The organism is Burkholderia sp. S-53 (assembly GCF_025560745.1).
Lineage (GTDB): Bacteria > Pseudomonadota > Gammaproteobacteria > Burkholderiales > Burkholderiaceae > Burkholderia > Burkholderia pyrrocinia.
Genome location: NZ_CP090483.1, coordinates 3,622,829 through 3,649,082, shown reverse-complemented (window position 1 = coordinate 3,649,082; position 26,254 = coordinate 3,622,829). Strand labels below are relative to the sequence as shown.

The following is a 26,254-nucleotide window of genomic DNA, read 5'->3' as shown; positions in this document are numbered from 1 at the left end:
CGGGGTGTTTCATTTGTGCGCGCCGTAAAGGGGCCAAAGGGGCCGCATGGTCGCACGCTACAATGCGCGGTTTGGGATTGCGGCTGCCGCGCGGCCGCGATCCCGCCGTTTGCCGCATTTGTTTGCCGCGCCTGCTTGCCGATTCCGCACCAATGACACGAACCCGTTCTTCCGCTCCGTCTTCTCCCGGCCGCCCGGCGCGCCTGTCCGCGCTGCACCTTGCGCCCGAATCGCTCGGCTTCGCACTCGACGCGGCCGCGCAGGCGGTCGATGCGGTACGGCGCGGCACCGCGCTGCCGGCGGCACTCTCGACGGTATTCGCGCAGATGGCGTCCGGTGCGCAGCCGCTTGCGCGCGGCGCGACGCAGGACGTCGCGTATCGGACGATGCGTCGCCTCGGTAGCGCGGACTGGCTGATCGGCAAGTTCGTCAGCAAGGCGCCGCCCGCGCATGTGCACGCGGTGCTCGCCGGCGCGTTCGCGCTGCTGCTCGATCCGGCGGACGATGCTGCGTATCCGGCGTTCACGGTCGTTGACCAAGCCGTCACCGTGATCGGCGCGCGGCGCGAATATGCGTTCGCAAAGGGCATGGTCAACGCGGTGCTGCGCCGTTTCCTGCGCGAGCGCGATGCGCTCGTCGCGGCGATGCAGGACGACGCCGTCGCGCGCTGGAATTACCGCGCATGGTGGGTCGATGCGGTGAAGCGCGCGTGGCCCGACGCATGGCAGGCGATCCTCGCGGCCGGCGAGCGCCAGGGGCCGCTGACGCTACGCGTGAATGCGCGCCGCGCAAGCGTCGACGCGTATCTCGACACGTTGCGCGCGAGCGGGATCGAAGCGACCGCGATCGGCCGGCATGCGGTGCGGCTCGCATCGGCGCTGCCGGTCGAGCGCATTCCAGGATTCGCCGACGGCGTCGTGTCGGTGCAGGATGCCGGCGCGCAGCTCGCGGCCGAATGGCTCGGCGCGCGCGACGGCATGCGCGTGCTCGACGCATGCGCGGCGCCCGGCGGCAAGACCGGCCATATTCTCGAACTGGCCGATGCGGAAGTCGTTGCGCTCGAAAGCGACGCGACGCGTGCCGCGCGCATCGGCGAGAACCTCGTGCGCCTGTCGCTCGCAGCGGACGTGTGTGTCGGCGATGCCGGTGCGCCCGACGCGTGGTACGACGGGCGCCCGTTCGACCGTATCCTGGCCGACGTGCCGTGCTCGGCCTCCGGCATCGTGCGGCGGCATCCCGACATTCGCTGGCTGCGCCGCGAGGCCGACATCCCGGCGCTCGTCGCGGAACAGCGCCGCATCCTGTCGGCGCTGTGGCCGCTCGTGAAGCCGGGCGGCGAACTGCTTTACGTGACCTGTTCGATCTTCCCCGAAGAAGGCGAGTTGCAGGCCCGCTGGTTTGAAGCGGCCTGTGAAGATGCGGTACGATTGGACGCCCCCGGCCAACTGCTGCCGGGCGGAGTGCAGGGAGGGGCTGCCGTCGGCGCACTCGACCAGAACACCGATCACGACGGATTTTTCTACGCGCGGTTTCAGAAACGGTGACGATCAAACACCTTTTTCCACTTCGGCTCGCGGCCGTCCTGATGGTCGCGTTGACGCTGTGCCTGGCCGTCGTCCGGCCGGCGCACGCTCAGTCGATCGCCGTGCAGCGCGCGTCGCTCCAGGCCGACGGAAGCGGCTGGAGCCTCGACGCCCGCTTCGATTTCGAACTGAATCCGAACCTCGAGGATGCCGTGAACAAAGGCATTCCGGTGTATTTCACGACGGATTTCGAGTTGAGCCGCGCGCGCTGGTACTGGCTTGACGAACAGCCGGTATCGGTGTCACAGACGATCCGCCTGTCGTTCCAGCCGCTCACGCGCGAGTACCGCGTGTCGACCGGCGGCCTGCAGCTCGGCTTCCCGTCGCTGAAGGACGCGCTCGCGGTGGTCCGGCACATCACGTCGTGGCACGTGATCGACCGCAACCAGGTGCGCGCGGGCGAAACCTACACGGCATCGGTGCGGATGCAGCTCGATACGGCGCTGATGCCGAAGCCGTTCCAGGTCGACGCCGTGAACAACCGCGACTGGACGCTCGGGTCGGACTGGAAGCGCTTCAACTTCACGGTGACCGAACGTGCTAAATAAAGTGCGCCGCGCGGCCAGCGGGAAGAGCCTCCTCGTTCGCGTGATCGTCTCGACCGTCGCGCTGACCGCGCTGCTGCTGCTCGTTCTGCTCGCGGCCGCGAGCGCGAACACCGAATTCTTCGATCGCTACTACTCGTGGCTGTACGCGACCAACATCGTCGTCGCGCTCGTGTTCCTGCTCGTGGTGCTCGGGCTGATCGGGATGATCGTCGTGCGCCTGAGGAAGGGCAAGTTCGGCACGCGGCTGCTCGCGAAGCTCGCGGTGTTCTTCGCGCTCGTCGGCGTGGTGCCGGGCGGGATCATCTACATCGTCTCGTACCAGTTCGTGTCGCGCAGTATCGAGTCGTGGTTCGACGTGAACGTCGAGACCGCGCTGACGGCTGGCCTGAACCTCGGCCGCGGGATGCTCGATGCGTCGCTGTCCGATCTGCAGACGAAGGCGCGGCTGATGTCCGACCAGCTCGCGAGCGTCGACGCAAACACGAACGGCACGACGCTCACGCTGCTGCGGCTGCGCGACCAGTTCGGCGTGCAGGACGCGACGATCGTCGAGCCGACCCGCGCCGGCTCGGGCGCGGCGCCCGACCTGCATATCGTCGCGCAGGCGTCGGGCAATTTCGCGGCGCTGATTCCGGACGACCTGCCGACGTCGCTGATGCTGAGCCAGGCGCGTGAACACGGCGCGTACGCGGCGATCGAGGGCGAAGTCGACGGCGATCCGCGCGCGCACGGTGCGAAGGGCGCGCTGCGGCTGCGCGTCGTGCGGCCGATTCCCGATGCAACGACATCGCTGCTGCAGCCGGCCGAACGCTTCCTGCAGCTCACGCAACCGGTGCCGCCGACGCTCGCGCACAACGCCGACGCCGTGCAGCGCGCGTACCGCGAGTACCAGGAAAAGGCGCTCGGCCGCACGGGGCTGCGCAAGATGTACATCGGCACGCTGACGCTCGCGCTGTTCCTCGCGACCTTCATCGCGATGATGCTCGCGCTCGCGCTCGGCCAGCAGCTCGCGCGGCCGCTGTTCCTGCTCGCGCAGGGCACCAAGGAGATCACGGAAGGCGACTACACGCCGAAGCGCGAGATCAAGACGCGCGACGAGCTCGGCTTCCTCACGCAGTCGTTCAACGCGATGACGCGCCAGTTGTCCGAGGCGCGGCTCGCGGTCGAGAAGAACCGCATCGCGCTCGAACATTCGAAGACCTATCTCGAGAGCATCCTCGCGAACCTGACGGCCGGCGTGTTCGTGCTCGACCGCCAGTTCCGGCTGACGACGGCCAACCGCGGCGCCGAGCGGATCTTCCGGCAGCCGTTCAACGCGCTGATCGGCACGACGCTCGACCGGATCGGCGTTGCCGCGGGATTCGGCGCGATGGTGCGCAAGGCGTTCGCCGACCGCGAGGCGGCGTCCGACGGCGGCAGCGGCGATCGCGGCCACTGGCAGCAGCAGTTCGCGATCGAGATGCCGGGCGAAACCGAACCGCTGACGCTGCTCGTGCGCGGCGCGCGCCTCGTGTCGACGGTCGAGGGGCAGGCCGACGATCCGCAGACGTCCGGTTACGTCGTGGTATTCGACGACATTTCCGACGTGATTTCCGCGCAGCGCTCGGTTGCATGGGGCGAGGTCGCGCGACGGCTGGCGCACGAGATCAAGAATCCGCTGACGCCGATCCAGTTGTCGGCCGAGCGGTTGCAGATGAAGCTGTCCGACAAGCTGTCGCCGTCCGACGCGGATGTGCTCAAGCGCGGCGCGACGATGATCGTCAACCAGGTGGCTGCGATGAAGCGGATGGTCGACGACTTCCGCGAATACGCGCGCACGCCGCCGGCGGTGCTCGCGAACCTGCAGTTGAACGAACTGGCGAGCGAGGTGCTCGGGCTGTATGGTGTCGGCGAGGGCAAGAGTCCGATCGTCGCCGAGCTCGCGCCGTCGCTGCCGGTGATTCGCGGCGATGCGACGCAGCTGCGCCAGGTGATCCACAACCTGCTGCAGAATGCGCAGGATTCGGTCGCGGAAGCCGCGCATCCGCGTGTGTTGATCGAAACCAAGACAGTAGAATATGGCGATCCCGACGCCGAGGGCAAAACGCGCGTCGCGGTACGTCTTACCGTGTCCGACAACGGGCCCGGTTTTCCGGCACGCATCCTGACCCGCGCGTTCGAGCCTTACGTGACGACGAAGGCGAAGGGCACGGGGCTCGGGTTGGCCACGGTCAAGAAAATCGTCGACGAGCACGGTGCGCGGATCGATCTGCGCAATCGCATGCACGGCGAGACCGTCGAGGGTGCGCAGGTGTCGATCCTGTTCCTGCAGATGGCGAGCGATGCGCCAGGCGTCGAAACGGGCGCGCAGGGCGGGACGACCCCCGCTAAGACAAAAGCAAGTGAGCAGACAAGGGCAGCGTAAATGGCAACCATCCTGGTGGTAGATGATGAAATGGGCATCCGGGAATTGCTCTCGGAGATCCTCAGCGATGAAGGACATGTCGTCGAGGCAGCGGAGAACGCGCAGGCCGCGCGGGAATACCGGCTGAATCAGGCGCCCGATCTCGTGCTGCTCGATATCTGGATGCCCGATACCGACGGCGTCACGTTGCTCAAGGAATGGGCGGCGCAGGGGCTGCTGACGATGCCCGTGATCATGATGTCCGGGCACGCGACGATCGACACGGCCGTCGAGGCGACGAAGATCGGCGCGCTCGATTTCCTCGAGAAGCCGATCGCGCTGCAGAAGCTGCTGAAGTCCGTCGAGCACGGTCTCGCACGCGGCGCGGCGCCGGTGTCCGCGAACGCGGCGGCGAAGGCCGGCGCCGGACAGGCCGCGGGGTCCGCGGCGGTGGCATCCGCGGCTGCGCTGCCGACGCTCGGCGACGACATGGCGGCGGCACTCGGCCTCGCGGGGCAGACGGCCGCGATCCCGTTCGACATCCCGCTGCGCGAAGCGCGCGATGCGTTCGAGCGCGCGTACTTCGAATATCACCTCGCGCGCGAGAACGGCAGCATGACGCGCGTCGCGGAGAAGACGGGCCTCGAGCGCACGCACCTGTATCGCAAGCTCAAGCAGCTCGGCGTCGAGCTCGGCAAGAAGCCGTCCGAAGGCGCGATATAAAATTTTTTGCGAAAACGCTTGAGCAGGTGGGCAAAGCTCGATATACTTTCATTCTTCGTTGGCCCGGTAGCTCAGTTGGTAGAGCAGCGGATTGAAAATCCGCGTGTCGATGGTTCGATTCCGTCCCAGGCCACCAGCAGTTCCAACCCCAAGAATCGGAAGGTTCTTGGGGTTTTTCGTTTGTGGTGGGTATTGCGTGGCATAGGCGGATAGGCGGCGTGCCCGGCAGCATTCGCAGGGGCATGATAAAATCCGTGCCCGCTCAATGACTTAGCGCATCGTTTCATGCGCACGGCAGGCCGCCAGCCATGCGCCGCCGTGATGCGCGGCAACGATGCCGTGCGATGGGCGGTATAAGCGCTCCGCCGCGTTCGCGGCCGACCGCGCTGCCTATACTGGTCGAGCCGGCCCAGGCCGGCACGCGTCGGGCCGCCCGGCGGCAGCCGGCCCCGGGGCGCAGCGCGACGCGAGCCTATACATTCACGGAGTATCACGGTGATTCGGACAGACGCTAAAGACGGCGCGCTCGTGTTGTTTTCCGGCGGGCAGGACTCGGCCACGTGCGTGGCATGGGCGCTCGAACGCTACCAGACGGTCGAGACGCTTGGCTTCGATTACGGCCAGCGCCATCGGGTCGAGCTCGAATGTCGCGAAGGCGTGCGCGAAGCGCTGAAGCACAAGTTTCCCGCGTGGTCGGACCGGCTCGGCGACGATCACATGATCGACCTGTCGGTGCTTGGTGCTATCAGCGATACCGCGATGACGCGCACGATCGAGATCGAGACGGCGGCGAACGGCCTGCCGAACACGTTCGTGCCGGGCCGCAACCTGATGTTCATGACGATCGCCGCGGCGATCGCCTATCGCCGCGGGCTGCGCGTGCTGGTCGGCGGGATGTGCGAGACCGATTTTTCGGGCTACCCGGACTGCCGCGACGACACGATGAAGGCGTTGCAGGTTGCGCTGAATCTCGGGATGGACACGCGCATCGTGCTCGAGACGCCGCTGATGTGGCTCGACAAGGCGCAGACGTGGCAGCTCGCCGAACAGCTCGGTGGCGAAGCGCTCGTCGAACTGATCCGCGTCGAGACGCACACGTGCTACGTGGGCGAGCGCGCGGAACTGCACGACTGGGGCTTCGGCTGCGGCGAGTGCCCGGCCTGCAAGCTGCGCAAGCGGGGCTACGAGGCCTACCTGAAGGGCGAGCGGGTGACCGAAGCGCCGCTGTAACGCGGCTGCGCGGGCAGCGCTTGATGGATAACGGATTCTGATCGACAACGAGCGGCGCGAGCCGGACGAAGGACGATGACTTACGCGGTCAAGGAAATTTTCTACACGTTGCAGGGCGAGGGCGCGAATGCGGGCCGGCCGGCCGTGTTCTGCCGGTTCGCCGGCTGCAACCTGTGGTCGGGCCGCGAAGAGGATCGTGCGGAGGCCGTGTGCCGCTTCTGCGATACGGACTTCGTCGGCACCGATGGCGAGAACGGCGGCAAGTTCAAGGACGCCGAAGCGCTCGTCGCGACGATCGCCGGCCTGTGGCCGGAGGGCGAAGCGCACCGCTTCGTCGTCTGCACGGGCGGCGAACCGATGCTGCAGCTCGACCAGCCGCTCGTCGACGCGCTGCACGCGGCCGGCTTCGAGATCGCGATCGAGACCAACGGCTCGCTGCCGGTGCTCGAATCGATCGACTGGATCTGCGTGAGCCCGAAGGCCGATGCGCCGCTCGTCGTCACGAAGGGCAACGAACTGAAGGTCGTGATCCCGCAGGACAACCAGCGGCTGGCCGATTATGCGAAGCTCGACTTCGAGTATTTCCTGGTCCAGCCGATGGACGGCCCGTCGCGCGACCTCAATACGAAGCTCGCGATCGACTGGTGCAAGCGTCATCCGCAGTGGCGCCTGTCGATGCAGACCCACAAATATCTGAACATTCCCTGAGCCCCGGCTTTTGACATCGTGCTGATTACCCGAAAACTCGAATTCGACGCGGGCCACCGCATTCCCGATCACCGCAGCCAGTGCAGGAACCTGCACGGCCATCGCTACGTGCTCGAAATCACGTTGCGCGGCGATCTCGTCGATACCGAGGGCGCGCCCGACCGCGGCATGGTGATGGATTTCGCCGATGTGAAGGCGCTCGCGATGGAGCACCTCGTCAGCAAGTGGGACCACGCATTCCTGGTCTACGCGCGCGACGAGGTCGTGCGCTCGTTCCTCGAGCAGATGGCCGACCACAAGACCGTCGTGATCGACCGGATCCCGACCGTCGAGAACCTCGCGGCGATCGCGTTCGATCTCCTCGCGAACGTGTACGACGCGCACTACGGCGTGAACCTGCGCCTCGAGCGCGTGCGCCTGTACGAAACGCCGAACTGCTGGGCCGACGTCGAGCGCCAGCCCGGCCGCTGATCCTGCCTTTCCGGCAGCCCCGCCGTCCGGCGCGGGCTGCCCGCCACCGCGCCGCGCGGCCTCGTCCCGCGCCGGCGCTGCTCCCCGCCCATTCCCACATTCCGCGTAACGCCGCGCTATGATCGTTGCGTGGCACCGAAAAACGCACCCGTGCGCCGTCGCGCGGCCCGCGCTGTCAGATCGGCCGCCCACGGCCGACTAACGTTTCAGGGCGCGGTCCGGCGCCGTCGTCGTGCTGCGCTGTCCGGCACGTTGCGCCCCGCCTTGCCTGTTGCTTGTCCCGTTCGATTGCCGTTCCGTCCCGGAGGCCGTATCGATGAGCACGCTCACCAATTCCCTCAAACAACGCCTGCGCGACGGCGACGAGCCGCTATATGGCCTGTGGCTGTCGCTCGGCAGCGACTCGGCCGCGGAAGCGCTCGCGCATGCCGGCTATGACTGGCTCTGCATCGACATGGAGCACGCGCCGAACGACAGCCGCGACGTCGCGTCGCAGTTGCGCGCGATCGCTGCCGCGCACCTGCCGAGCGAGCCCGTCGTGCGCGTGCCGGCGCGCGAGCCGTGGCTCGTGAAGCGCGCGCTCGATGCCGGCGCACGTACGCTGATGTTTCCGTGCATCGAGACGCCCGACGACGCCGCGCACGCGGTGCGGCTCACGCGCTTCCCGTCGCCCGACTCGCCCGACGGGCTGCGCGGCGTCGCGGGCATGGTGCGTGCGGCGGCGTTCGGCATGCGCCGCGATTACCTGCAGACGGCGAACGCGCAGGTCGCGGTGATCGTGCAGATCGAATCGGCGCGCGGCGTCGACGAAGTCGAGCGGATCGCGGTGACGCCCGGCGTCGATTGCCTGTTCATCGGGCCGGCCGATCTCGCGGCGAGCCTCGGGCATCTCGGCGACATCCGCCACCCGGACGTCGAAACCGCGATGGCGCGCGTGCTCGCGGCCGGCAAGCAGGCCGGCGTCGCGGTCGGCATTTTCGCGGGCGACTCGGCGGGCGCGCGGCAGTACCGCGAGGCCGGCTACCGGATGATCACGCTGTCGGCCGACGTGAGCTGGCTGCTGCGTGCGACGCGGCAAGCGCTGCAGGAGGTACGGTCATGAACGGTGGCGACGGCGCGTCTTGCAGGCGCGCGCAGGGTGCGACCGGTGCGCGTTGGCGGTTCGGCGCGATGCTCGGCCTGTGGGCGGTGTGTGTGGCGGCGGCCGCGCAGGGCGCGCCGCAAGCGAAGCCCGATCCGTCGCGCGAGACGCAATCGGCGGTCGCCGATTACAACGCCGGCGACTATCGCGCGGCGCTGGTGCAGTTCCACGACGCGGCCGAGCGCGGCGACCGTCTCGCGCAATTCAACTACGCGATGATGCTGCTGACGGGCGAAGGCGTGACCGCGAACGTCGACGAAGGGCTGCGCTGGCTGAAGCGCGCGGCCGACGCGAACATGTCGCATGCGCAGTACGTGTACGGCCGGATGTTCGACGACGGCGAGTTCGTCACGCGCAATCCGGCCGAAGCGCATCGCTGGTTCCTGCGGGCGGCGAAGCAGGGGCACGTGCAGGCCGAGCTGTCGCTCGCGAACCAGTTCCTCGACGGGCGCGGCACGCCGCGCGACAACCGGCAGGCGTTCGTGTGGTACAAGCAGGCCGCCGACGCGGGCGAGCCGACCGCGCAGTACGTGACCGCGTCGTTCTACGAGCGTGGCGGCGATGGCGTCGAGCAGAACCTGAACATCGCGCGTGCGTACTACGCGGCGGCGGCGGCGCAGGGCGACGAGACGGCCGGGCTGAAATTCAAGGAGCTGAGCGCGCGGCTGAAGGGGCAGGCACCGGCGCCGGCATCGGGAGGCGGCGCGGCACCGCAGTGAGCGGGCGCGGCGCTGCATCGCCGCATTCGAAACAGACGAAAAAAAACGGCGCCGGAGCGCCGTTTTTTTTGTCGCGGCCGTACCGCGCGCTCAGCTCTTCATCAGCCGCCGCTGTCGCCCGACGCTCATGATCATCCCGATCGCGATGCCGAGCGTCGTGAGCGCGGTGCCGCCGTAACTCATGAACGGCAACGGCACGCCGACGACCGGCAGCACGCCGCTCACCATCCCGATATTGACGAATGCGTAGACGAAGAACGCGAGCGTGAGCGAGCCCGCGAGCAGGCGGCCGAACAGCGTCGCGCCCTGCGCGGCGATATAGAGCCCGCGCGCGATCAGCGCCATGTACAGCGTCAGCAGCACGAGCCCGCCGATGAGCCCCCATTCCTCCGAGAACACCGCGAAGATGAAGTCGGTGTGCTTCTCCGGAATGAATTCGAGGTGCGCCTGCGTGCCTTTCAGGTAGCCCTTGCCGAGCACGCCGCCCGAGCCGATCGCGATCACGGCCTGGATCGTGTGGAAGCCCTTGCCGAGCGGGTCGGAGGTCGGGTCGAGCAGCGTGCACACGCGGTGCTTCTGGTAGTCGTGCATCAGCGGCCACTGCACTTCGGGCTGGCAGATGCGCTCCTCGAACACGGCGATCGACCCGACCGCGATCACGCCCGCGACGAGCACCGGCACGATCAGCTTGAACGACAGGCCGGCGAGGTAGATCACGAAGAAGCCGGCCGCGAACACGAGCAGGCCCGTGCCGAGGTCGGGCTGCTTCGCGATCAGCCCGACCGGCACCATCAGGATCCCGAACGCGGCGAGGAAGTCGTACCAGCGCAGCCCGCCTTCGCGGCGCTGGTAGTACCACGCGAGCATCAGCGGCGTCGCGATCTTGAGGATCTCCGACGGCTGGATCACGACGCCGACGTTCAGCCAGCGCTTCGCGCCCTTCTTGGTCATCCCGAACAGCGCGACCGCGATCAGCAGCGCGACTCCGAACGTATAGAGCGGGACCGCGAAGCGCATCAGCGTGGTCGGCGGGATGTTGGCGATCACCCACATCAGCACGAACGTCAGCAGGATGTTGCGCAATTGATCCTCGACGCGGCCCGGCATGTCGATCGCCGCGCTGTACAGCGTGACGATGCCGACGCACAGCAGCAGGAACACGATGAGGGCGAGCGGGCGGTCGAAGCCCGCGAACATCTGCTTGATCTTGTCGAGCCAGGCGCGCTTGTCGAATTGCATGCCTTTCTCCGTTAATGAGCGGTGCCGGCGTCCGCCGCTTTCGCGGGGGCCGTCGCACGGTGGTTGTCGTCCCGCGGCGTGGCGACGAGCGGCTGCGCGTCGCTGGCGGGCCGGCGCGGCCGGTGCGGGCGCCGGATCGGCGGCAGGCTCGCGGCCCTGGGCGCCGCGGCGCTCGCGTCGGCCGGTTGCGCCGCGCTTGCACCGGCAGCACCCGACGCATCGGGCGCCGACGCGGCCGATGCCGCGTCGGCAGCGCTGGCCGCGGTCGGCACGACGGGCTGCGGCAGCGCCTTGAAGCCGGCCGCGACGGCGGCGGGCTTGTTCGCATCGCCGATCACCGGCGCATTGACGGGTTCGGTCGCCGACGCGGCGGCCGCCACGGCCGCGGCTTCGTTCTTCGGGTTCTGGCGTTCGACGAGGAAGAAGTCGAGCACGCGGCGCGCGATCGGGCCCGCGGCCTGCGCACCCCAGCCGCCGTTCTCGACGACCAGCGCGACCGCGATCTGCGGATGGTCGACCGGCGCGTACGCGATGAACAGTGCGTGGTCGCGCAGGTGCTCGGCGAGCAGGTGGCCCTTGTAGTTGGAGCCCTGCAGCGAGAACACCTGTGCGGTACCGGTCTTGCCGGCGGCGAGGTACGGCGCGCCGCGGAACACCTTGTACGCGGTGCCGGACGGGTTCTCGATCACGTTCTCCATCCCGCGCTTCACGACGTCGATGTCGGCCTGCTTGAGCGGGATCGTTTCGCTTTCCTTCGGCACGGTCAGGCGGCGCCCGCGCGAGATCGGATCCTCGACCTCCTTCACGAGGTGGGGCTTCATCACGACGCCGTTGTTCGCGAGCGTCGCGGTCGCGTGCGCGAGTTGCAGGATCGTGAACGAGTTGTAGCCCTGGCCGATCCCGAGGCTGATCGTCTCGCCGTCGAACCACTTCTGCTGCGCGGCCTTCTTGAACGCCTTCTTCTTCCAGTCGGTCGACGGCAGGATCCCGCGCGCTTCGCCCTGGATGTCGATCCCGGTGATCTGGCCGAAGCCGAACGGCTTCATGAAGTTCGCGATCGCGTTCACGCCGAGGTCGCGCGCGAGCATGTAGAAGTAGGTGTCGTTCGACACCATGATCGCCTTGTTCATGTCGACCCAGCCCTGGCCCGAGCGCACGTCGTTGCGGAACGTGTGGCCGCCGAACGTGAAGTAGCCGGGATCCTGGAACCCCCAGCCCGGCGAGCGCTTGCCGAGCGTCAGGCCCGCGAGCGCCATGAACGGCTTGTACGTCGAACCGGGCGGATACGTGCCGTGCAGCGGGCGGTTCAGCAGCGGCTTGTCGGTCGAGTTGTTCAGCTCGTCCCAGGTCTGCTGGTCGATGCCGTCGACGAACGAGTTCGGGTCGAAGCTCGGCGACGACACGAACGCGAGCACGTCGCCCGTCTTCGGCTCGATCGCGACGAGCGCGCCGCGCTTGCCGGCGAACGCCTGCTCGGCAACCTGCTGCAGCCCGATGTCGAGCGACAGCACGAGGTTGTTGCCGGGCGTCGCCTGCGTGCGCGACAGCGTGCGCACGGGGCGGCCGCCGGCCGTCACCTCGACTTCCTCGAAGCCCGTCAGCCCGTGCAGCTCGGTTTCGTAGCTCTGCTCGACGCCGATCTTGCCGATGTAGTCGGTGCCCTTGTAGTTGTTCGCGTCGCGGCGCGGATCGTAGTTTTCCTGGTCGCTGTCGTTGTCGTCGCTCATCGCGTCGATACGATCCTGGTCGCGCTTCGAGATCCGGCCGATGTAGCCGATCACGTGCGCGGCGGTCGTGCCGAGCGGATATTGGCGGAACAGCCGCGCGCGCACGTCGACGCCGGGGAAGCGGAAACGCTGCGCGGTGAAGCGCGCGACTTCCGCGTCGGTCAGCCGCGTGCGGATCGGCAGGCTCTCGAAGTTCTTCGAGTCTTCCTGCAGCTTCTTGAAGCGGCGGCGGTCGCGTGCGTCGATCGGGACGATCTCGGACAGCTTGTCGATCGTGTTGTCGAGCGTGTCGTCGAGCTTCGACGGCGTGATCTCGAGCGTGTACGCCGAATAGTTCTTCGCGAGGATCACGCCGTTGCGGTCGGTGATGATCCCGCGGTTCGGCACGATCGGCGCGACCGAGATGCGGTTTTCCTCGGCCTGCAGCGCGTATTTGCCGTGCTGCATCAGCTGCAGGTAGAAGAAGCGGCTCGCGAGCAGCCCGAAGCAGACGAACACGAACACGCCCGCCGCCGCGACGCGCAGGCGGAACTTCGAGAGCTGCTGTTGGGTGTCGTTGAATTCGGTCATGCGATTAACGTCTGTCCGGCCCGCACGCGGGCGGGCGAGGTGCCGCCCCGGAGCGCGATGCGCGGCGGGCGTGGGGGCGGCGGGGATTCAAGGTCGGTCCGGCTCAGATGGGGCGCGTATCGTCCGGATCGACCGGGCGGCGTTGCGGCATCAGCAGCAGGTGGCTCGCGATCGGCCACAGCGCGGCCTCGACGAAGCCGTCGACCAGGTAGCGCCAGCCCGGGAACGCGGCGCCCATCAGGAGACGGATCACGAACGGCACGAGCTGCGCGACGACGAGCAGCGGCGTGACATACAGCACCTGCACGCCGATCGGCATCCACAGCACGCGGCGGTGGATCGTGATCGCGCCGTACGACAGCAGCGTATAGGCAAGCGCGTGCTCGCCGAGCAGCCCCGCGTCATGTACGTCCATCAGGATGCCGAGCGCGAACGCGACGCCCATCCCGACCTTGCGCGGCTGGTGGATGTTCCAGAACAGCAGCACGAGTGCGACGAAATCGGGCACGCCGGGCAGGCGGCCCCACGGCATCAGGTTCAGCAGGAACGCGGCGGCGAGGCTGAAGACGATGAAGTACGGATTGACCGGCTGCAGGATGTATTGCGGGCGGTTCATCGCTGGGCTCCTGATTGCCCGGCCGCGGGCTTCGCGGGTGCGGCGGCGGGCGCGGCCGGCGCGGGCTTCGCGCCCGGCTGGGCCACGGCGGCCGGCTTCGCGTTCGCGTCAGCCTTGTCGGCTTTCTCGCCCTTCGCGGCGGCTTTCGCGCCCTTCTTGCCACCTTTCGCGTTCTTGTCGGCGGCCGGTTCGAGCTCGGCCGGGCGCGGCGGGATGTCGTTCTGGTAATGCAGCACGAGCATCTGGCGCGCGCCGCGCACGGCCGCGACCGGCGCGCAGGTCACGCGCGCGAAGGCGGTATCGGCGAGCTTGTCGACGCGCACGACCTTCGCGACCGGCAGGCCGGGCGGATAGACGCCGTCGAGGCCGCTCGTGACGAGTTCGTCGCCGACGACGAGATCCGCGCTCGTCGGCACGAAGCGCAGGTCGAGCGAATCGCCCTTCGGCGTGCCGTAGATCACGCTGCGCAGGCCGGTGCGCAGCACCTGCACCGGAATCGCGAGATCGCGGTCGGTAACCAGCGTGACTTCGGACTGCAGCGGGAACACGCGCGTGACCTGGCCGACCACGCCGTCCTCGCTGACGACGGGCGAGCCCTTCTGGATGCCCTGCTGCGAACCTTGCCCGACCACGATCTTCTGCGTGAACGGATCGCTCGTGTCGTACTGGATCTCGACCGGCGTCGATTGCGTCGCGATGTGCTGGCGCAGTTCGAGCACCGCGCGCAGGTGCATGTTTTCCTGCGCGAGCACGGCGGCCTGGTTGGCTTGCGTCGACAGTTGCAGGTTGCGCTTGCGGAGGTCGTCGTTCTCGTGACGCAGCGACGAGCCGGTGACGGCGATGTCGGCCGCGCCCATGAACAGGTCGCGCGGCACGAGCGCGGCGCGCTGCAGCGGATAGAGCACGGTGCCGAGCACGCCGCGCAGGATTTCGAGCGTGCTGAAGCGCGCGTCCGACACGAGGAGCGCGATGGCGAGGGCAACGAAGAAGATGAGCCGCGCGAGCGCGGGCGGACCTTGCTTGAAGAGGGGCGGCGGACTGTATTCCATGGTCGGCGCCGGGCGCGTGTGATCGGTTAAATGATGCTCAGACGCGCAAACGGCGCGGCGGTTCGTTCTAAACGAGCGATCCGGCCACGCCGCAGGTGCGTCATATCAACGAGACAGCTTAGACGATCACTCGTACGAGAAGATGCTGCCCAGCTTGTCCATGCGCTCGAGCGCCATGCCCGAACCGCGCACGACGCAGGTGAGCGGATCTTCCGCGACGAGCACCGGCAGGCCGGTTTCTTCCGCGAGCAGGCGGTCGAGGTCGCGCAGCAGCGCGCCGCCGCCCGTCAGCATCATCCCGCGTTCGGCGATGTCGGCGCCGAGTTCCGGCGGCGTCTGTTCGAGCGCGATCTTCACCGACGACACGATCTGGTTCAGCGGATCGGTCAGCGCTTCGAGGATTTCGTTGCTGGAGATCGTGAAGCTGCGCGGAATGCCTTCCGACAGGTTGCGGCCCTTCACTTCCATTTCCTTGACTTCGGAGCCCGGGAACGCGGAGCCGATTTCCTTCTTGATCGCCTCGGCGGTCTGCTCGCCGATCAGCATCCCGTAGTTGCGGCGGATGTAGTTGACGATTGCTTCGTCGAACTTGTCGCCGCCGACGCGTACCGAGCCCTTGTACACGATGCCGCCGAGCGAGATCACGCCGACTTCGGTCGTGCCGCCGCCGATGTCGACGACCATCGAGCCGGTGGCTTCCGACACCGGCAGGCCCGCGCCGATCGCGGCCGCCATCGGCTCCTCGATCAGGTAGACCTGCGATGCGCCGGCGCCGTGCGCGGCTTCCTTGATCGCGCGGCGCTCGACCTGGGTCGAGCCGCACGGCACGCAGATGATGATGCGCGGCGACGGCGAGAACATGCGCGACTCGTGCGCCGTCTTGATGAACTGCTTGATCATCTGCTCGGTGACGGTGAAGTCGGCGATCACGCCGTCCTTCATCGGGCGGATCGCCTCGATGTTGCCCGGCACCTTGCCGAGCATCTGCTTGGCTTCCTTGCCGACCGCCTGGATCGTCTTCTTGCCGTTGGGGCCGCCTTCCTGGCGAATCGACACGACGGACGGTTCATCGAGCACGATGCCCTTGCCGCGCATGTAGATCAGGGTGTTTGCGGTGCCGAGGTCGATCGCGAGATCGTTGGAGAAGTAGCTGCGCAAAAAACCGAACATTCAGAATCCTGTTTCGCTCTGGGCCGGCCCTGCATAGCGAGTGCTGAGGGCGGCAGCGGAAAAAATAACAGCCTCGGGAAGCGTGGCGGAAGCGGCCGCCGCGGCGCACGAAGCTGCGAGTGATGTCTACCGGGGATCGCACGAAGCACGCACGGCTCGCCGAAGCGGGGCGAAACGGTGCGGGAAAAGGCTGCCGGGTTTGGGTCGAACGCGTAATGATACCTTATAATTTCACGGTATTTGAATCGAAACGGGCGGTATTTTTGCCGCTTCGGTCCCGATTTTTGAGGGTGGGATCGCACCCTCCAACCCCCCGCCGCAGTGCTGCTTTTGATGCGCTGCGCAGCCTTGTTTTTCCGGTGATCGCATGGCCCTGACCCTGACCGATGTGAAACGCATCGCGCACCTGGCGCGACTCGAAATGGCCGACGCCGACGCCGAGCACATGCTCGGCCAGCTCAATGAATTCTTCGGCCTCGTCGAGCAGATGCAGGCGGTCGACACCGCCGGCATCGCGCCGCTCGCCCACCCGATCGAACAGATCCAGGCAGTCGCGCAGCGCCTGCGCGACGACGCCGTGACGGAAGTCGTCGATCGCGACGACAACCAGCGTCCGGCGCCGGCCGTCCAGGACGGCCTCTATCTCGTGCCGAAGGTGATCGAGTAAGCATTCGATGACAAGCGCGCCGGCCGGCCAGCGCCGCGCGCGACCCAGAATTCCCAGGAAAACCACTCAATGCACGCAAAAAGCCTGACCGAACTGCGCGCCGCGCTCGCCGCCAAGGAATGCTCGGCCGTCGAGCTCGCGCAGCACTACCTGAAACGGATCGACGCCGCACGCGACCTGAACGCGTTCGTCCACGTCGACGCCGATCTGACCCTCGCGCAGGCGAAAGCCGCCGACGCGGAGCTCGCGCGCGGCGCGGGCGGCGCGCTGACCGGCTTGCCGATCGCGCACAAGGATGTCTTCGTCACGCGCGGCTGGCGCTCGACCGCCGGCTCGAAGATGCTCGCGAACTACGAGAGCCCGTTCGACGCGACCGTCGTCGCCCGCCTGCAGGCGGCCGGCATGGTCACGCTCGGCAAGACCAACATGGACGAGTTCGCGATGGGCTCGTCGAACGAGAATTCGGCGTTCGGCGCGGTGAAGAACCCGTGGGACACGAACGCGGTGCCGGGCGGCAGCTCGGGCGGCAGTTCGGCCGCCGTCGCCGCGCGCCTCGCGCCGGCCGCGACCGGCACCGACACCGGCGGCTCGATCCGCCAGCCCGCGTCGTTCGCGGGCGTGACGGGCATCAAGCCGACCTACGGCCGCGTGTCGCGCTACGGGATGATCGCGTTCGCGTCGTCGCTCGACCAGGGCGGCCCGATGGCGCAGAGCGCGTCCGACTGCGCGCTGCTGCTGAACGCGATGGCCGGTTTCGACGAACGCGACTCGACCAGCCTCGAGCACGACGACGAGGATTTCACGCGCCACCTCGGCCAGCCGTGGGCGGCCGGCAACGACGCGGGCAAGCCGCTCGCGGGCCTGCGCATCGGCTTGCCGAACGAGTATTTCGGCGACGGCCTCGCCGACGACGTGCGCGCGGCGATCGACGCCGCACTGAAGCAGTATGAGGCGCTCGGCGCGACGCTCGTGCCGGTGTCGCTGCCGAAGACGGAACTGTCGATCCCCGTGTACTACGTGATCGCGCCGGCCGAGGCGTCGTCGAACCTGTCGCGTTTCGACGGCGTGCGCTTCGGCCATCGCGCCGCGCAGTACGGCGACCTGCTCGACATGTACAAGAAGTCGCGCGCGGAAGGCTTCGGCCCCGAGGTGAAGCGCCGGATTCTCGTCGGCGCGTACGTGCTGTCGCACGGCTACTACGACGCGTACTACCTGCAGGCGCAGAAGATCCGCCGCATCATCGCGCAGGATTTCCAGGAAGCGTTCAAGTCCTGCGACGTGATCATGGGCCCGGCATCGCCGACGGTCGCATGGGATCTCGGCGCGAAGGGCGACGATCCGGTGCAGATGTATCTCGCGGATATCTACACGCTGTCGGTGAGCCTCGCCGGCCTGCCCGGCATGAGCGTGCCGTGCGGCTTCGGCGCGGGCGCGAACGCGAAGCGCCCGGTCGGCCTGCAGATCATCGGCAACTATTTCAACGAAGCCCGGATGCTGCAGGTCGCCGACGCGTTCCAGCGCGCGACCGACTGGCACAAGCAAGTTCCGGCAGGGGTGTAAGCATGGCTACTCAATGGGAAGTCGTTATCGGTCTCGAGACGCACGCGCAACTGTCGACCGTCTCGAAGATTTTCTCGGGCGCGTCGACGCAGTTCGGCGCCGAGCCGAACACGCAGGCCTGCCCGGTCGACCTGGCGCTGCCGGGTGTGCTGCCGGTGCTGAACCGCGGCGCGGTCGAACGCGCGATCCGCTTCGGCCTCGCGATCGGCTCGACCATCGCGCCGCGCAGTATCTTCGCGCGCAAGAATTATTTCTACCCCGATCTGCCGAAGGGTTACCAGATCAGCCAGTACGAGATTCCGGTCGTGCAGGGCGGCCAGATCACGATCCAGGTGCCCGCCAACGAAAAGGCCGGCAAGGAAGCGTACGAGAAGACGGTCAACCTGACCCGCGCGCACCTCGAGGAAGATGCGGGCAAGTCGCTGCATGAAGACTTCGCCGGGATGACGGGGATCGACCTGAACCGCGCGGGCACGCCGCTGCTCGAGATCGTCACCGAGCCGGAAATGCGCAGCGCGGCCGAGGCCGTGGCCTATGCGAAGTCGCTGCACGCGCTGGTCGTGTGGCTCGGCATCTGCGACGGCAACATGCAGGAAGGCTCGTTCCGCTGCGATGCGAACGTGTCGGTGCGCCCGGTCGGCCAGGAGAAGTTCGGCACGCGCGCGGAAATCAAGAACCTGAACTCGTTCCGGTTCCTCGAGGAAGCGATCAACTACGAAGTGCGGCGCCAGATCGAGCTGATCGAGGACGGCGGCGAGGTCGTGCAGGAAACGCGCCTCTACGATCCGGACAAGCGCGAGACGCGTTCGATGCGCAGCAAGGAAGACGCGCACGACTACCGCTACTTCCCCGACCCCGACCTGATGCCGCTCGTGATCGGCCAGGACTGGATCGAGCGCGTGCAGTCCGGGATGCCCGAGCTGCCGGCCGCGATGCAGCAGCGCTTCGTCGAGCAGTACGGCGTGTCCGCGTACGACGCGGGCGTGCTGACGTCGACCAAGGCGATGGCCGCGTATTTCGAGGCCGTCGTCGCGAAGGCCGGCGCGGCGAACGCGAAGATCGCCGCGAACTGGCTGATGGGCGACGTGTCGTCGCAGCTGAACCGCGACGGCATCGAGATCGACGCGATTCCGGTGTCGGCGGCCCAGCTTGCCCTCGTGCTGCAGCGCATCGCCGACGGCACGATCTCGAACAAGATCGCGAAGGAAATCTTCTCGACGATCTGGGACGAGAAGGCGGACGACGAAGGCGCGGCCGACCGCATCATCGACGCGAAGGGGCTCAAGCAGATCTCCGACACCGGCGCGCTGGAGGCGATCATCGACGAAGTGCTCGCGGCGAACGCGAAGTCGGTCGAGGAATTCCGCGCGGGCAAGGAAAAGGCGTTCAACGCGCTGATCGGCCAGGCGATGAAGGCGACGAAGGGCAAGGCCAATCCGCAGCAGGTCAACGAACTGCTGAAGAAGAAGCTCGGCTGAAGATGATCGCGCGCCTGAACCGCGCTTGACGACGGGCCGCCCCGAACCAGTTCGGCGCGGCCCGTTGCGTTTGGTGGATGCGTTATCGTATGCACCACACCGTCCAACGGAGGAACGAATGGCGAAACAACCGTCGCTCGACGATTTCCGCGTGCCTTACTGCACGCGCGAGAAGGAAGCCGCGGCATTCCAGCTCGATGCGTTCGACCCGGCCGCGAAGCCGTTTTCGACCGGTTCGAAGGAGGCCGACCGCGAACGGCTGTCGGCCGTGTCGACCGAGCTCGACGTGCAGCAGGAGCGCCTGCACACGCAGCAGAAGAAGCGCGTGCTGCTCGTGCTGCAGGGGATGGATACCAGCGGCAAGGACGGCACCGTGCGCGCGGTGTTCCGCGAGGTCGATCCGCTCGGCCTGCGCGTCGTGTCGTTCAAGGCGCCGACGCCGATCGAGGCCGCGCACGACTTCCTGTGGCGCGTACACGCGCAGGTGCCGGCCGCGGGCGAGCTCGCGATCTTCAACCGCAGCCACTACGAAGACGTGCTGGTGCCGCGCGTGCTCGATACGATCGACGGCAAGGAATGCGAGCGCCGCTACCGGCAGATCCGCGATTTCGAGACGATGTTGGTCGAGAACGGCACGACCATCATCAAGTGCTTCCTGCACATCTCGAAGGACGAGCAGCGCGAGCGGCTGCAGGCGCGCATCGACGATCCGGCCAAGCACTGGAAATTCGACATCTCCGATCTCGACGCGCGCAAGCACTGGGACGCGTACCAGTCCGCGTACCGCGACGCGCTCGCCGCGACGTCGGCCGAGCATGCGCCGTGGTACGTGATCCCGGCGGACTCGAAGACGCACCGCAACGTGATGATCGCCGAGCTGCTGCTGCGCACGATGACCGACATGAAGCTGGAATTCCCGCCGCCGAAGCCCGAGCTCGAAGGCGTGAAGATCCGTTAAGCTGCCACCCTGTAAAACATCGAACTGAACGGAACCCGACATGATGCGAGTGATTACCGCCAACCTGAACGGCATCCGCTCCGCCGCGAAGAAGGGCTTCTTCGACTGGCTTGGCGAACAGAACGCCGATTGCGTGTGCGTGCAGGAAATCAAGGTATCGGCCGACGACCTGCCGGCCGAATTCGTCGAGCCGCACGGCTTCAAGAGCTACTTCCACCACGCCGAGAAGAAGGGCTACAGCGGCGCGGGCGTGTACAGCCGCCACGAGCCCGATGACGTGATCATCGGCTTTGGCAGCAGCGAATTCGATTCCGAGGGGCGCTACGTCGAGGCGCGCTACGGCAAGCTGTCGGTCGTGTCGGTGTACGTGCCGTCCGGCTCGAGCGGCGACGAGCGCCAGCAGGCGAAGTACCGCTTCATGGACGAATTCATGCCGCACCTCGCGCAGCTCAAGAAGAAGCGCGAGGTGATCCTGTGCGGCGACGTGAACATCGTCCACAAGGAAATCGACATCAAGAACTGGAAGAGCAACCAGAAGAACTCGGGCTGCCTGCCGGAAGAACGCGAGTGGCTCACGAAGCTGTTCGACGACGTCGGTTATGTCGACGTGTTCCGCACGCTCGACCCGCGCGCCGAGCAGTACACGTGGTGGAGCAACCGCGGCCAGGCGTATGCGAAGAACGTCGGGTGGCGGATCGACTACCAGATCGCGACGCCGGGCGTGGCCGGTACCGCGAAAAGCACGTCGATCTTCAAGGACATCAAGTTCAGCGATCATGCGCCGCTGACGATCGACTACGACTACAAGAAGTGACCTTCCGCGCTACGCGGTGCGCGTAGCGGTCGAACCCTCCGATTGCAGGATGCAGAATGGGCCGCATGTCGAACATGCGGCCCGTTTTGTTTTTGCTTCGGTGCGGCGATCGTGCCTGCCGCCCAGCGACGCTCAGTGCTTGATCGATGCCATGTCGACCACGAACCGGTACTTCACGTCGCTCTTCAGCATCCGCTCGTAGGCCTCGTTGATCTGCTGCATCGGAATCGTTTCGATGTCCGACGTGATCCCGTGCTCCGCGCAGAAGTCGAGCATTTCCTGCGTTTCCGCGATCCCGCCGATCAGCGAGCCCGCGAGGCGGCGGCGCTTGAAGATCAGGTTGAACACCTGCGGCGACGGATGGTCGTGCTCCGGCGCGCCGACCAGCGTCATCGTGCCGTCGCGCTTCAGCAGGTTCAGGAACGGGTTCAGGTCGTGCTGCGCGGCGACCGTGTTCAGGATGAAGTCGAAGCTGTTCAGGTGCGCGTTCATCTGCGCTTCGTCCTTCGAGATCACGACTTCGTGCGCGCCGACGCGTTTGCCGTCTTCGATCTTCGACGGCGACGTCGTGAACAGCACGACGTGCGCGCCCATCGCGCGCGCCAGCTTCACGCCCATGTGGCCGAGGCCGCCGAGACCGACGATGCCGACCTTCTTGCCGGGGCCGACGTTCCACTGCCGCAGCGGCGAGTAGGTCGTGATCCCCGCGCACAGCAGCGGCGCGGCGCCGGCCGGATCAAGCGTTTCGGGCACGCGCAGCACGAACGCCTCGTCGACGACGAGCTGCGTCGAATAGCCGCCATACGTGACGTCGCCCGTCACGCGGTCCTGGCCGTTGTAGGTGCCGACGAAGCCGTTCTCGCAATACTGCTCGAGGCCGTCGGCGCAGCTCGGGCAGGTGCGGCACGAATCGACGAGGCAGCCGACGCCGACCAGCTCGCCGACCTTGAAGCGCGATACCTGCGGGCCGGTCGCGGTCACGCGGCCGACGATTTCATGGCCCGGCACGACCGGGAAGATCGTGTTGCGCCATTCGTTGCGGGCCTGGTGCAGGTCCGAGTGGCAGACGCCGCAGTAGAGGACGTCGATCTGGACGTCGAGGTCGCGCAGCGCGCGACGCTGGAATTCGAACGGGGCGAGCGGCGACTGCGAATCGGTTGCCGCGTAAGCGTAGGTGGTGCTCATGCAGGGGGCTCCTTGTCCGGGAATAACATCCGGCGAAACGAACTGCCGTCGCATCATGTGGCGATGCGGCGAGGCAGGACGTCATCGTAAGGAGCGCGGCGCCGCGGCGAAATACACGAAGGTCTGGAAGATTTGCCTATTCCTCTCGAATTGCACGCGAACAGCCGTCAAAACGCATTCATGGTGCTACATTGCGAGCCAGATTCTCTTGCCGGACAGGACCACGCCGATGAGCTTCCAGCCCCTTTTTGCCAATGCGGGCGACCGTGTGCAGCGCCGCATGATCGAGCTGCATACGCGCCTCGCGCCGAACGAGGGCGACACGCTGGCGGCGCTCGACGGCGTGCGCCTGATTCGCGTGAGCCGTCCCGCGCCGCGCATGCCCGTGCTGTACGAACCGAACATCATCGTCGTGTGCCAGGGGCGCAAGCTCGGTTATCTCGGCGATCGTTCGTTCGTCTACGACGCGCAGCAGTATCTCGTGCTGTCGGTGCCGCTGCCGTTCGAATGCGAGACTTTCGCGAGCATGGACGAGCCGTTTCTCGCGATCTCGATCCGCATCGATCTCGCAGTGATCGCCGAGCTCGCGATCCTGCTCGACGAGACGCTCGGCGCGGCCGTCAGCGAGCCGCTCGGCGTCTATTCGACGCCCCTCGACGCGCCGCTGGCCGACGCGGTGGTGCGGCTGCTCGAAGCGCTCGTGTCGCCGCACGACACGCGCGTGCTGGGGCCGGCGATCATGCGCGAGATCGCGTATCGCGTGCTGACGGGCGCGCAGGGCGACGCGATCCGCGCGGCGCTCGTGCAGCAGCATCATTTCGGCCGCATCGCGAAGGCGCTGCGGCGTATCCATGCGGAGCTGAAGACCGATCTCGACGTCGAGACGCTCGCGCGCGAGGCGGGGATGAGCCTCGCGGTGTTCCACGCGCAGTTCAAGCACGTGACGGCGACGTCGCCGATGCAGTACGTGAAGGCCGCGCGGCTGCATCAGGCGCGGCTGATGATGGTGCAGGACGGGGTCGGCGCCGGCACGGCCGCCGCGCGCGTCGGTTATGCGAGCGCGTCGCAGTTCAGCCGCGAGTTCAAGCGGCTGTTCGGCCGGAGCCCCGGTGACGAAGTGCGCTGGATGCGCGAGAGCGGCATCCTTGGGGCGGACGCGGCGCCGGCCAGGCCGGCCGCGGCGGACGTCGGCGCTTGACGATCGGTTTCGCGCGCCGCCTAGCGCCGCACGACCTTGCGTCGCTGCGCGCTGATGCCCGCGTAGTCGGGCAGCGTGTCGAGATGCTTGGCCGTAGCCTTCGCGTACAGCGGCATCAGGTCCGGCAGGCGGTTCAGCAGATCCTGGCGCCGGGCGGCGCTGTACGGATGCGTGTAGATGAAGCCCGTCGCCTTGTTCGCGCGCGTCGCGGCCGCGAGCTTGTCCCACAGCGTGATCGCCGCGCGCGGATCGAAGCCCGCGCGTGCGGCGATGTCGCCGCCGATCACGTCCGCTTCGGTCTCGTCGGTCGGGTCGTAATGGAGCGTCTGCAGGCGCTCGCCGAGGTTCAGTGCCTGCGGCAGCGGATCGCCGACGCCGAACAGCGGCGGCAGCGCGGCCGCGCGCAGCGACGTCTGCGACGCCGCGCTGAAGTTGCTGCGCGCGTGTTCGCGCAGCGCGTGCGCGATGCTGTGCGCGAGGAGCACGCCGAGCTCGTCGTCGTTCAGGCGGATGCGGTCGAGCAGGCCGCTATACACGAGCACCTTGCCGCCCGGCAGGCAAGTCAGGCGGATGTCGCGCGAGCGGATCGCGTTGACGTCCCACGTCCAGTTCTTCACGCGATCGTTCCACTTCACCGAATACGGCGCGAGCTTCGCGACGATCGCGTGCAGGTGCTTCACGCGCGGCTGGTTCGCGGGCAGCAGGCGGTTGCTGTCGGCGGCCGCCTGCACGATCTGCGCGTATTCGTTCCCGGTGAGCTGCTCGAGTAGCGGCGACGGAAGCAGCGTACGGAACGCGATCTCGTTGCCGTAGCGGACCTGCTGCGGCGTCGGCGTATAAGCCTTCGCCGACACGGCGCCGCCGGTCGGCTGCGCGGCTTCGGCGGCTGACGGCGGGACGGGTGCGGCCGAAGCCGCCGGGGTGGCTGGCGTTGCCTGCGCAGCGGCCGGCGCGGAGCCTGCCGCGGCCGCGCCGGTGTCGGCCGCGTGCGCGAATCCTGCGGAGAGTGCCGCGGCACCGACGCTCAACGTAGCCGCAACGCGCGCGAGGCGGTGCAGTCGGTCACTGCGCACGGCTGGCCTCGCCGTTGCGTGCGGCGCCGTTCCACGGCGCGATCCTGAACAGCAGCAGCATGCCGGGAATCGCGAGCGCGGTGCACACGATGAAATAGTCGAACCAGCCGATCTTCGCGACGATGAAGCCGCTCGCGGCCGATGCGAGCGTGCGCGGCACCGATGCGAGGCTCGTGAACAGCGCGAACTGCGTGGCCGTGTAGCGCGGGTCGGTCGTGCTGGCGATATACGCGACGAACGCGGCCATCGTCAGGCCGGTGGTGAAGGTTTCGACGCCGTAGACGAGCGCGAGCGCGACCGTCATCGGGCTGAATTGCGGCGCGACGGCAATGCCGAACACCGACAGCGCCGATGCGATCGCATGGCTCGTCGACACGGTGAAGTCGTAGAGCATCGCGAGAACGGGCGAACCGGGGCCGAGCTGCGCGAGCCACGCGAAGCCGAGCGTCGACACCATCTGCAGCGCGCCGAAGATCCACAGCCCGCGGCCGATGCCGATCTTCACGAGCCAGATGCCGCCGATGATGCCGCCGGCGACGCTCGCGACGAGCGCGGTGGTTTTCGCGACGATGCCGATCTCGGTGCGCGTAAAGCCGATGTCGAGGAAGAACGACGTCGACAGCGTGGTGGCCATCGTGTCGCCGATCTTGAACAGGAAGATGAACGCGATGACGAGCAGCGCGCCGGTCCAGCCGTCGCGCTGGATGAATTCGCGGAACGGCAGCACGATCGCGTCGCGCAGGTTGCGCGGCGGTGCACCGACCACTTCCGGCTCGCGCACGACGAGCGTCATCAGGATGCCCGGCAGCATGAACGCGCCGGTGATCGCGAACACGACGTCCCACGGCATGTGGTCGGACAGGATCAGCGCCAGCGAGCCGGGGATCAGCGCGGCGAGCTTGTACGCGTTCACGTGCACCGCGTTGCCGAGGCCCTGCTCGGTGTCGCGCAGCAGCTCGCGGCGATACGCGTCGATCACGATGTCCGAGCTCGCGCCGAAGAACGCGACGAGCGTCGTGAGCGCGGCAACCGTCCAGATCGAATCGCGCGGCGACACGAAGCCGAGCGCGGCGATCGCGCCCGCGACCAGCACCTGCGTGAGCAGCATCCAGCCGCGCCGGCGGCCCGGCCGCCAGCCGGGCAGGCGCGGGAGGTAGCGGTCCATCAGCGGCGCCCACAGGAACTTCCACGTATACGGGAACTGGATCAGCGCGAACAGGCCGATTTCCTTCAGGTTCACGCCCTCGGAGCGCAGCCATGCCTGCACGAGGTAGACGAGCGTGAACAGCGGCAGGCCCGACGTGAAGCCCAGGAACACGCAGATCAGCATGTGCGTGTTCAGATAGGCTCGCCAGCCGGGGTGATCCTCGTGAGCGGTGAGTGCGGGCGCCTCGTGTGGCGTTTTCGACATGGACTGGAACTGGGTAGCGTTGACTGATTGCGG

At 67.4% G+C, this 26,254-nt stretch carries 23 protein-coding genes and 1 tRNA gene; 16 read left to right on the top strand and 8 right to left on the bottom strand.

All coding sequences use genetic code 11. The annotated features are described in order from the left end of the window. Positions 1-152 precede the first annotated feature (152 nt). The 10 genes from rsmB to LXM88_RS21920 all read left to right on the top strand — a co-directional run bounded on the left by rsmB (position 153) and on the right by LXM88_RS21920 (position 9,506). On the top strand, positions 153-1,544 hold the full coding sequence (gene rsmB / locus LXM88_RS21965; RefSeq protein ID WP_262538978.1) for a 16S rRNA (cytosine(967)-C(5))-methyltransferase RsmB: 1,392 nt from the start codon (positions 153-155) through the stop codon (positions 1,542-1,544). Next, complete coding sequence (locus LXM88_RS21960; RefSeq protein ID WP_262538977.1) at positions 1,541-2,131, top strand: DUF4390 domain-containing protein; 591 nt, start codon at positions 1,541-1,543, stop codon at positions 2,129-2,131. Before rsmB ends, LXM88_RS21960 begins: the two co-directional genes overlap by 4 nt. Continuing rightward, entirely contained in the window at positions 2,121-4,535 is a 2,415-nt protein-coding gene (esaS, locus tag LXM88_RS21955) for a sensor histidine kinase EsaS (protein WP_262538975.1), read from the top strand. Before LXM88_RS21960 ends, esaS begins: the two co-directional genes overlap by 11 nt. After that, positions 4,536-5,237: a response regulator transcription factor EsaR gene (esaR, locus tag LXM88_RS21950; protein ID WP_047899326.1), complete on the top strand. Its 702-nt coding sequence runs from the start codon at positions 4,536-4,538 to the stop codon at positions 5,235-5,237. A gap of 60 nt (positions 5,238-5,297) precedes the next feature. Next, positions 5,298-5,373 (top strand) — tRNA-Phe (locus LXM88_RS21945). Positions 5,374-5,732: 359 nt separating this feature from the next. Further along, the gene (queC, locus tag LXM88_RS21940) at positions 5,733-6,467 is read left to right on the top strand and encodes a 7-cyano-7-deazaguanine synthase QueC (RefSeq protein ID WP_174420269.1); all 735 of its coding nucleotides are present in this window, start codon (positions 5,733-5,735) and stop codon (positions 6,465-6,467) included. A 75-nt stretch (positions 6,468-6,542) separates the two neighbouring features. After that, positions 6,543-7,175 carry a 7-carboxy-7-deazaguanine synthase gene (gene queE, locus LXM88_RS21935; protein WP_021163976.1) on the top strand — a complete coding sequence of 211 codons (633 nt, stop codon included), beginning with the start codon at positions 6,543-6,545 and terminating at the stop codon, positions 7,173-7,175. A gap of 18 nt (positions 7,176-7,193) precedes the next feature. Next, entirely contained in the window at positions 7,194-7,646 is a 453-nt protein-coding gene (gene queD, locus LXM88_RS21930; RefSeq protein WP_006482561.1) for a 6-carboxytetrahydropterin synthase QueD, read from the top strand. A gap of 316 nt (positions 7,647-7,962) precedes the next feature. Continuing rightward, the gene (locus LXM88_RS21925; protein WP_262538967.1) at positions 7,963-8,748 is read left to right on the top strand and encodes an HpcH/HpaI aldolase family protein; all 786 of its coding nucleotides are present in this window, start codon (positions 7,963-7,965) and stop codon (positions 8,746-8,748) included. Continuing rightward, on the top strand, positions 8,745-9,506 hold the full coding sequence (locus LXM88_RS21920; protein WP_262538965.1) for a tetratricopeptide repeat protein: 762 nt from the start codon (positions 8,745-8,747) through the stop codon (positions 9,504-9,506). The genes LXM88_RS21925 and LXM88_RS21920 overlap by 4 nt, the downstream gene beginning before the upstream one ends. Before the next feature lie 90 nt (positions 9,507-9,596). On the opposite strand, the gene rodA is transcribed toward LXM88_RS21920, so the two are convergent. The 5 genes from rodA to LXM88_RS21895 all read right to left on the bottom strand — a co-directional run bounded on the left by rodA (position 9,597) and on the right by LXM88_RS21895 (position 15,877). Beyond that, positions 9,597-10,745 carry a rod shape-determining protein RodA gene (rodA, locus tag LXM88_RS21915; RefSeq protein WP_262538963.1) on the bottom strand — a complete coding sequence of 383 codons (1,149 nt, stop codon included), beginning with the start codon at positions 10,743-10,745 and terminating at the stop codon, positions 9,597-9,599. A gap of 11 nt (positions 10,746-10,756) precedes the next feature. After that, entirely contained in the window at positions 10,757-13,042 is a 2,286-nt protein-coding gene (gene mrdA, locus LXM88_RS21910) for a penicillin-binding protein 2 (RefSeq protein ID WP_262538961.1), read from the bottom strand. A gap of 103 nt (positions 13,043-13,145) precedes the next feature. Beyond that, entirely contained in the window at positions 13,146-13,658 is a 513-nt protein-coding gene (mreD, locus tag LXM88_RS21905; protein WP_006482567.1) for a rod shape-determining protein MreD, read from the bottom strand. Further along, entirely contained in the window at positions 13,655-14,707 is a 1,053-nt protein-coding gene (mreC, locus tag LXM88_RS21900; protein ID WP_262538955.1) for a rod shape-determining protein MreC, read from the bottom strand. Before mreC ends, mreD begins: the two co-directional genes overlap by 4 nt. A 126-nt stretch (positions 14,708-14,833) precedes the next feature. After that, the gene (locus LXM88_RS21895; protein ID WP_004189550.1) at positions 14,834-15,877 is read right to left on the bottom strand and encodes a rod shape-determining protein; all 1,044 of its coding nucleotides are present in this window, start codon (positions 15,875-15,877) and stop codon (positions 14,834-14,836) included. A 367-nt stretch (positions 15,878-16,244) separates the two neighbouring features. Here LXM88_RS21895 and gatC point away from each other — a divergent pair, with 367 nt between their 5' ends. The 5 genes from gatC (at position 16,245) to LXM88_RS21870 (ending at position 21,354) form a co-directional block, all read left to right on the top strand. Further along, the gene (gene gatC, locus LXM88_RS21890; protein WP_262537975.1) at positions 16,245-16,544 is read left to right on the top strand and encodes an Asp-tRNA(Asn)/Glu-tRNA(Gln) amidotransferase subunit GatC; all 300 of its coding nucleotides are present in this window, start codon (positions 16,245-16,247) and stop codon (positions 16,542-16,544) included. A gap of 69 nt (positions 16,545-16,613) precedes the next feature. Next, positions 16,614-18,104 (top strand): Asp-tRNA(Asn)/Glu-tRNA(Gln) amidotransferase subunit GatA, encoded by a 1,491-nt coding sequence (gene gatA / locus LXM88_RS21885; protein WP_262537973.1) that lies wholly within the window; start codon positions 16,614-16,616, stop codon positions 18,102-18,104. 2 nt (positions 18,105-18,106) lie between these two features. Further along, positions 18,107-19,582 (top strand): Asp-tRNA(Asn)/Glu-tRNA(Gln) amidotransferase subunit GatB, encoded by a 1,476-nt coding sequence (gatB, locus tag LXM88_RS21880; RefSeq protein WP_262537970.1) that lies wholly within the window; start codon positions 18,107-18,109, stop codon positions 19,580-19,582. A 118-nt stretch (positions 19,583-19,700) separates the two neighbouring features. After that, positions 19,701-20,540, top strand: a complete 840-nt coding sequence (locus LXM88_RS21875) for a polyphosphate kinase 2 family protein (RefSeq protein ID WP_262537969.1) — start codon at positions 19,701-19,703, stop codon at positions 20,538-20,540. Between the two features lie 40 nt (positions 20,541-20,580). Continuing rightward, entirely contained in the window at positions 20,581-21,354 is a 774-nt protein-coding gene (locus tag LXM88_RS21870) for an exodeoxyribonuclease III (RefSeq protein WP_262537965.1), read from the top strand. A 132-nt stretch (positions 21,355-21,486) separates the two neighbouring features. On the opposite strand, the gene LXM88_RS21865 is transcribed toward LXM88_RS21870, so the two are convergent. Beyond that, entirely contained in the window at positions 21,487-22,539 is a 1,053-nt protein-coding gene (locus LXM88_RS21865; RefSeq protein WP_262537962.1) for an NAD(P)-dependent alcohol dehydrogenase, read from the bottom strand. A gap of 229 nt (positions 22,540-22,768) precedes the next feature. Here LXM88_RS21865 and LXM88_RS21860 point away from each other — a divergent pair, with 229 nt between their 5' ends. Then, positions 22,769-23,737: an AraC family transcriptional regulator gene (locus tag LXM88_RS21860; protein ID WP_262537959.1), complete on the top strand. Its 969-nt coding sequence runs from the start codon at positions 22,769-22,771 to the stop codon at positions 23,735-23,737. 20 nt (positions 23,738-23,757) lie between these two features. Here the strand turns inward: LXM88_RS21860 and LXM88_RS21855 are convergent, their stop codons facing one another. Together LXM88_RS21855 and LXM88_RS21850 are read right to left on the bottom strand one after the other, a co-directional pair. Next, entirely contained in the window at positions 23,758-24,810 is a 1,053-nt protein-coding gene (locus tag LXM88_RS21855) for a M48 family metallopeptidase (protein ID WP_262537957.1), read from the bottom strand. Further along, a complete protein-coding gene (locus tag LXM88_RS21850) occupies positions 24,800-26,221 on the bottom strand; it encodes an AmpG family muropeptide MFS transporter (RefSeq protein WP_262537954.1) in 1,422 nt (473 codons plus the stop codon). Before LXM88_RS21850 ends, LXM88_RS21855 begins: the two co-directional genes overlap by 11 nt. Positions 26,222-26,254: the final 33 nt, after the last annotated feature.

Excerpts from the sequence above, each read along its gene's own strand:
- rsmB (WP_262538978.1), top strand. The coding sequence starts at position 153 with ATGACACGAACCCGTTCTTCCGCTCCGTCTTCTCCCGGCCGCCCGGCG.
- esaR (WP_047899326.1), top strand. The coding sequence starts at position 4,536 with ATGGCAACCATCCTGGTGGTAGATGATGAAATGGGCATCCGGGAATTG.
- queE (WP_021163976.1), top strand. The coding sequence starts at position 6,543 with ATGACTTACGCGGTCAAGGAAATTTTCTACACGTTGCAGGGCGAGGGC.
- LXM88_RS21925 (WP_262538967.1), top strand. The coding sequence starts at position 7,963 with ATGAGCACGCTCACCAATTCCCTCAAACAACGCCTGCGCGACGGCGAC.
- LXM88_RS21920 (WP_262538965.1), top strand. The coding sequence starts at position 8,745 with ATGAACGGTGGCGACGGCGCGTCTTGCAGGCGCGCGCAGGGTGCGACC.
- rodA (WP_262538963.1), bottom strand. The coding sequence starts at position 10,745 with ATGCAATTCGACAAGCGCGCCTGGCTCGACAAGATCAAGCAGATGTTC.
- mrdA (WP_262538961.1), bottom strand. The coding sequence starts at position 13,042 with ATGACCGAATTCAACGACACCCAACAGCAGCTCTCGAAGTTCCGCCTG.
- mreD (WP_006482567.1), bottom strand. The coding sequence starts at position 13,658 with ATGAACCGCCCGCAATACATCCTGCAGCCGGTCAATCCGTACTTCATC.
- mreC (WP_262538955.1), bottom strand. The coding sequence starts at position 14,707 with ATGGAATACAGTCCGCCGCCCCTCTTCAAGCAAGGTCCGCCCGCGCTC.
- LXM88_RS21895 (WP_004189550.1), bottom strand. The coding sequence starts at position 15,877 with ATGTTCGGTTTTTTGCGCAGCTACTTCTCCAACGATCTCGCGATCGAC.
- gatC (WP_262537975.1), top strand. The coding sequence starts at position 16,245 with ATGGCCCTGACCCTGACCGATGTGAAACGCATCGCGCACCTGGCGCGA.
- gatA (WP_262537973.1), top strand. The coding sequence starts at position 16,614 with ATGCACGCAAAAAGCCTGACCGAACTGCGCGCCGCGCTCGCCGCCAAG.
- gatB (WP_262537970.1), top strand. The coding sequence starts at position 18,107 with ATGGCTACTCAATGGGAAGTCGTTATCGGTCTCGAGACGCACGCGCAA.
- LXM88_RS21875 (WP_262537969.1), top strand. The coding sequence starts at position 19,701 with ATGGCGAAACAACCGTCGCTCGACGATTTCCGCGTGCCTTACTGCACG.
- LXM88_RS21870 (WP_262537965.1), top strand. The coding sequence starts at position 20,581 with ATGATGCGAGTGATTACCGCCAACCTGAACGGCATCCGCTCCGCCGCG.
- LXM88_RS21865 (WP_262537962.1), bottom strand. The coding sequence starts at position 22,539 with ATGAGCACCACCTACGCTTACGCGGCAACCGATTCGCAGTCGCCGCTC.
- LXM88_RS21860 (WP_262537959.1), top strand. The coding sequence starts at position 22,769 with ATGAGCTTCCAGCCCCTTTTTGCCAATGCGGGCGACCGTGTGCAGCGC.
- LXM88_RS21850 (WP_262537954.1), bottom strand. The coding sequence starts at position 26,221 with ATGTCGAAAACGCCACACGAGGCGCCCGCACTCACCGCTCACGAGGAT.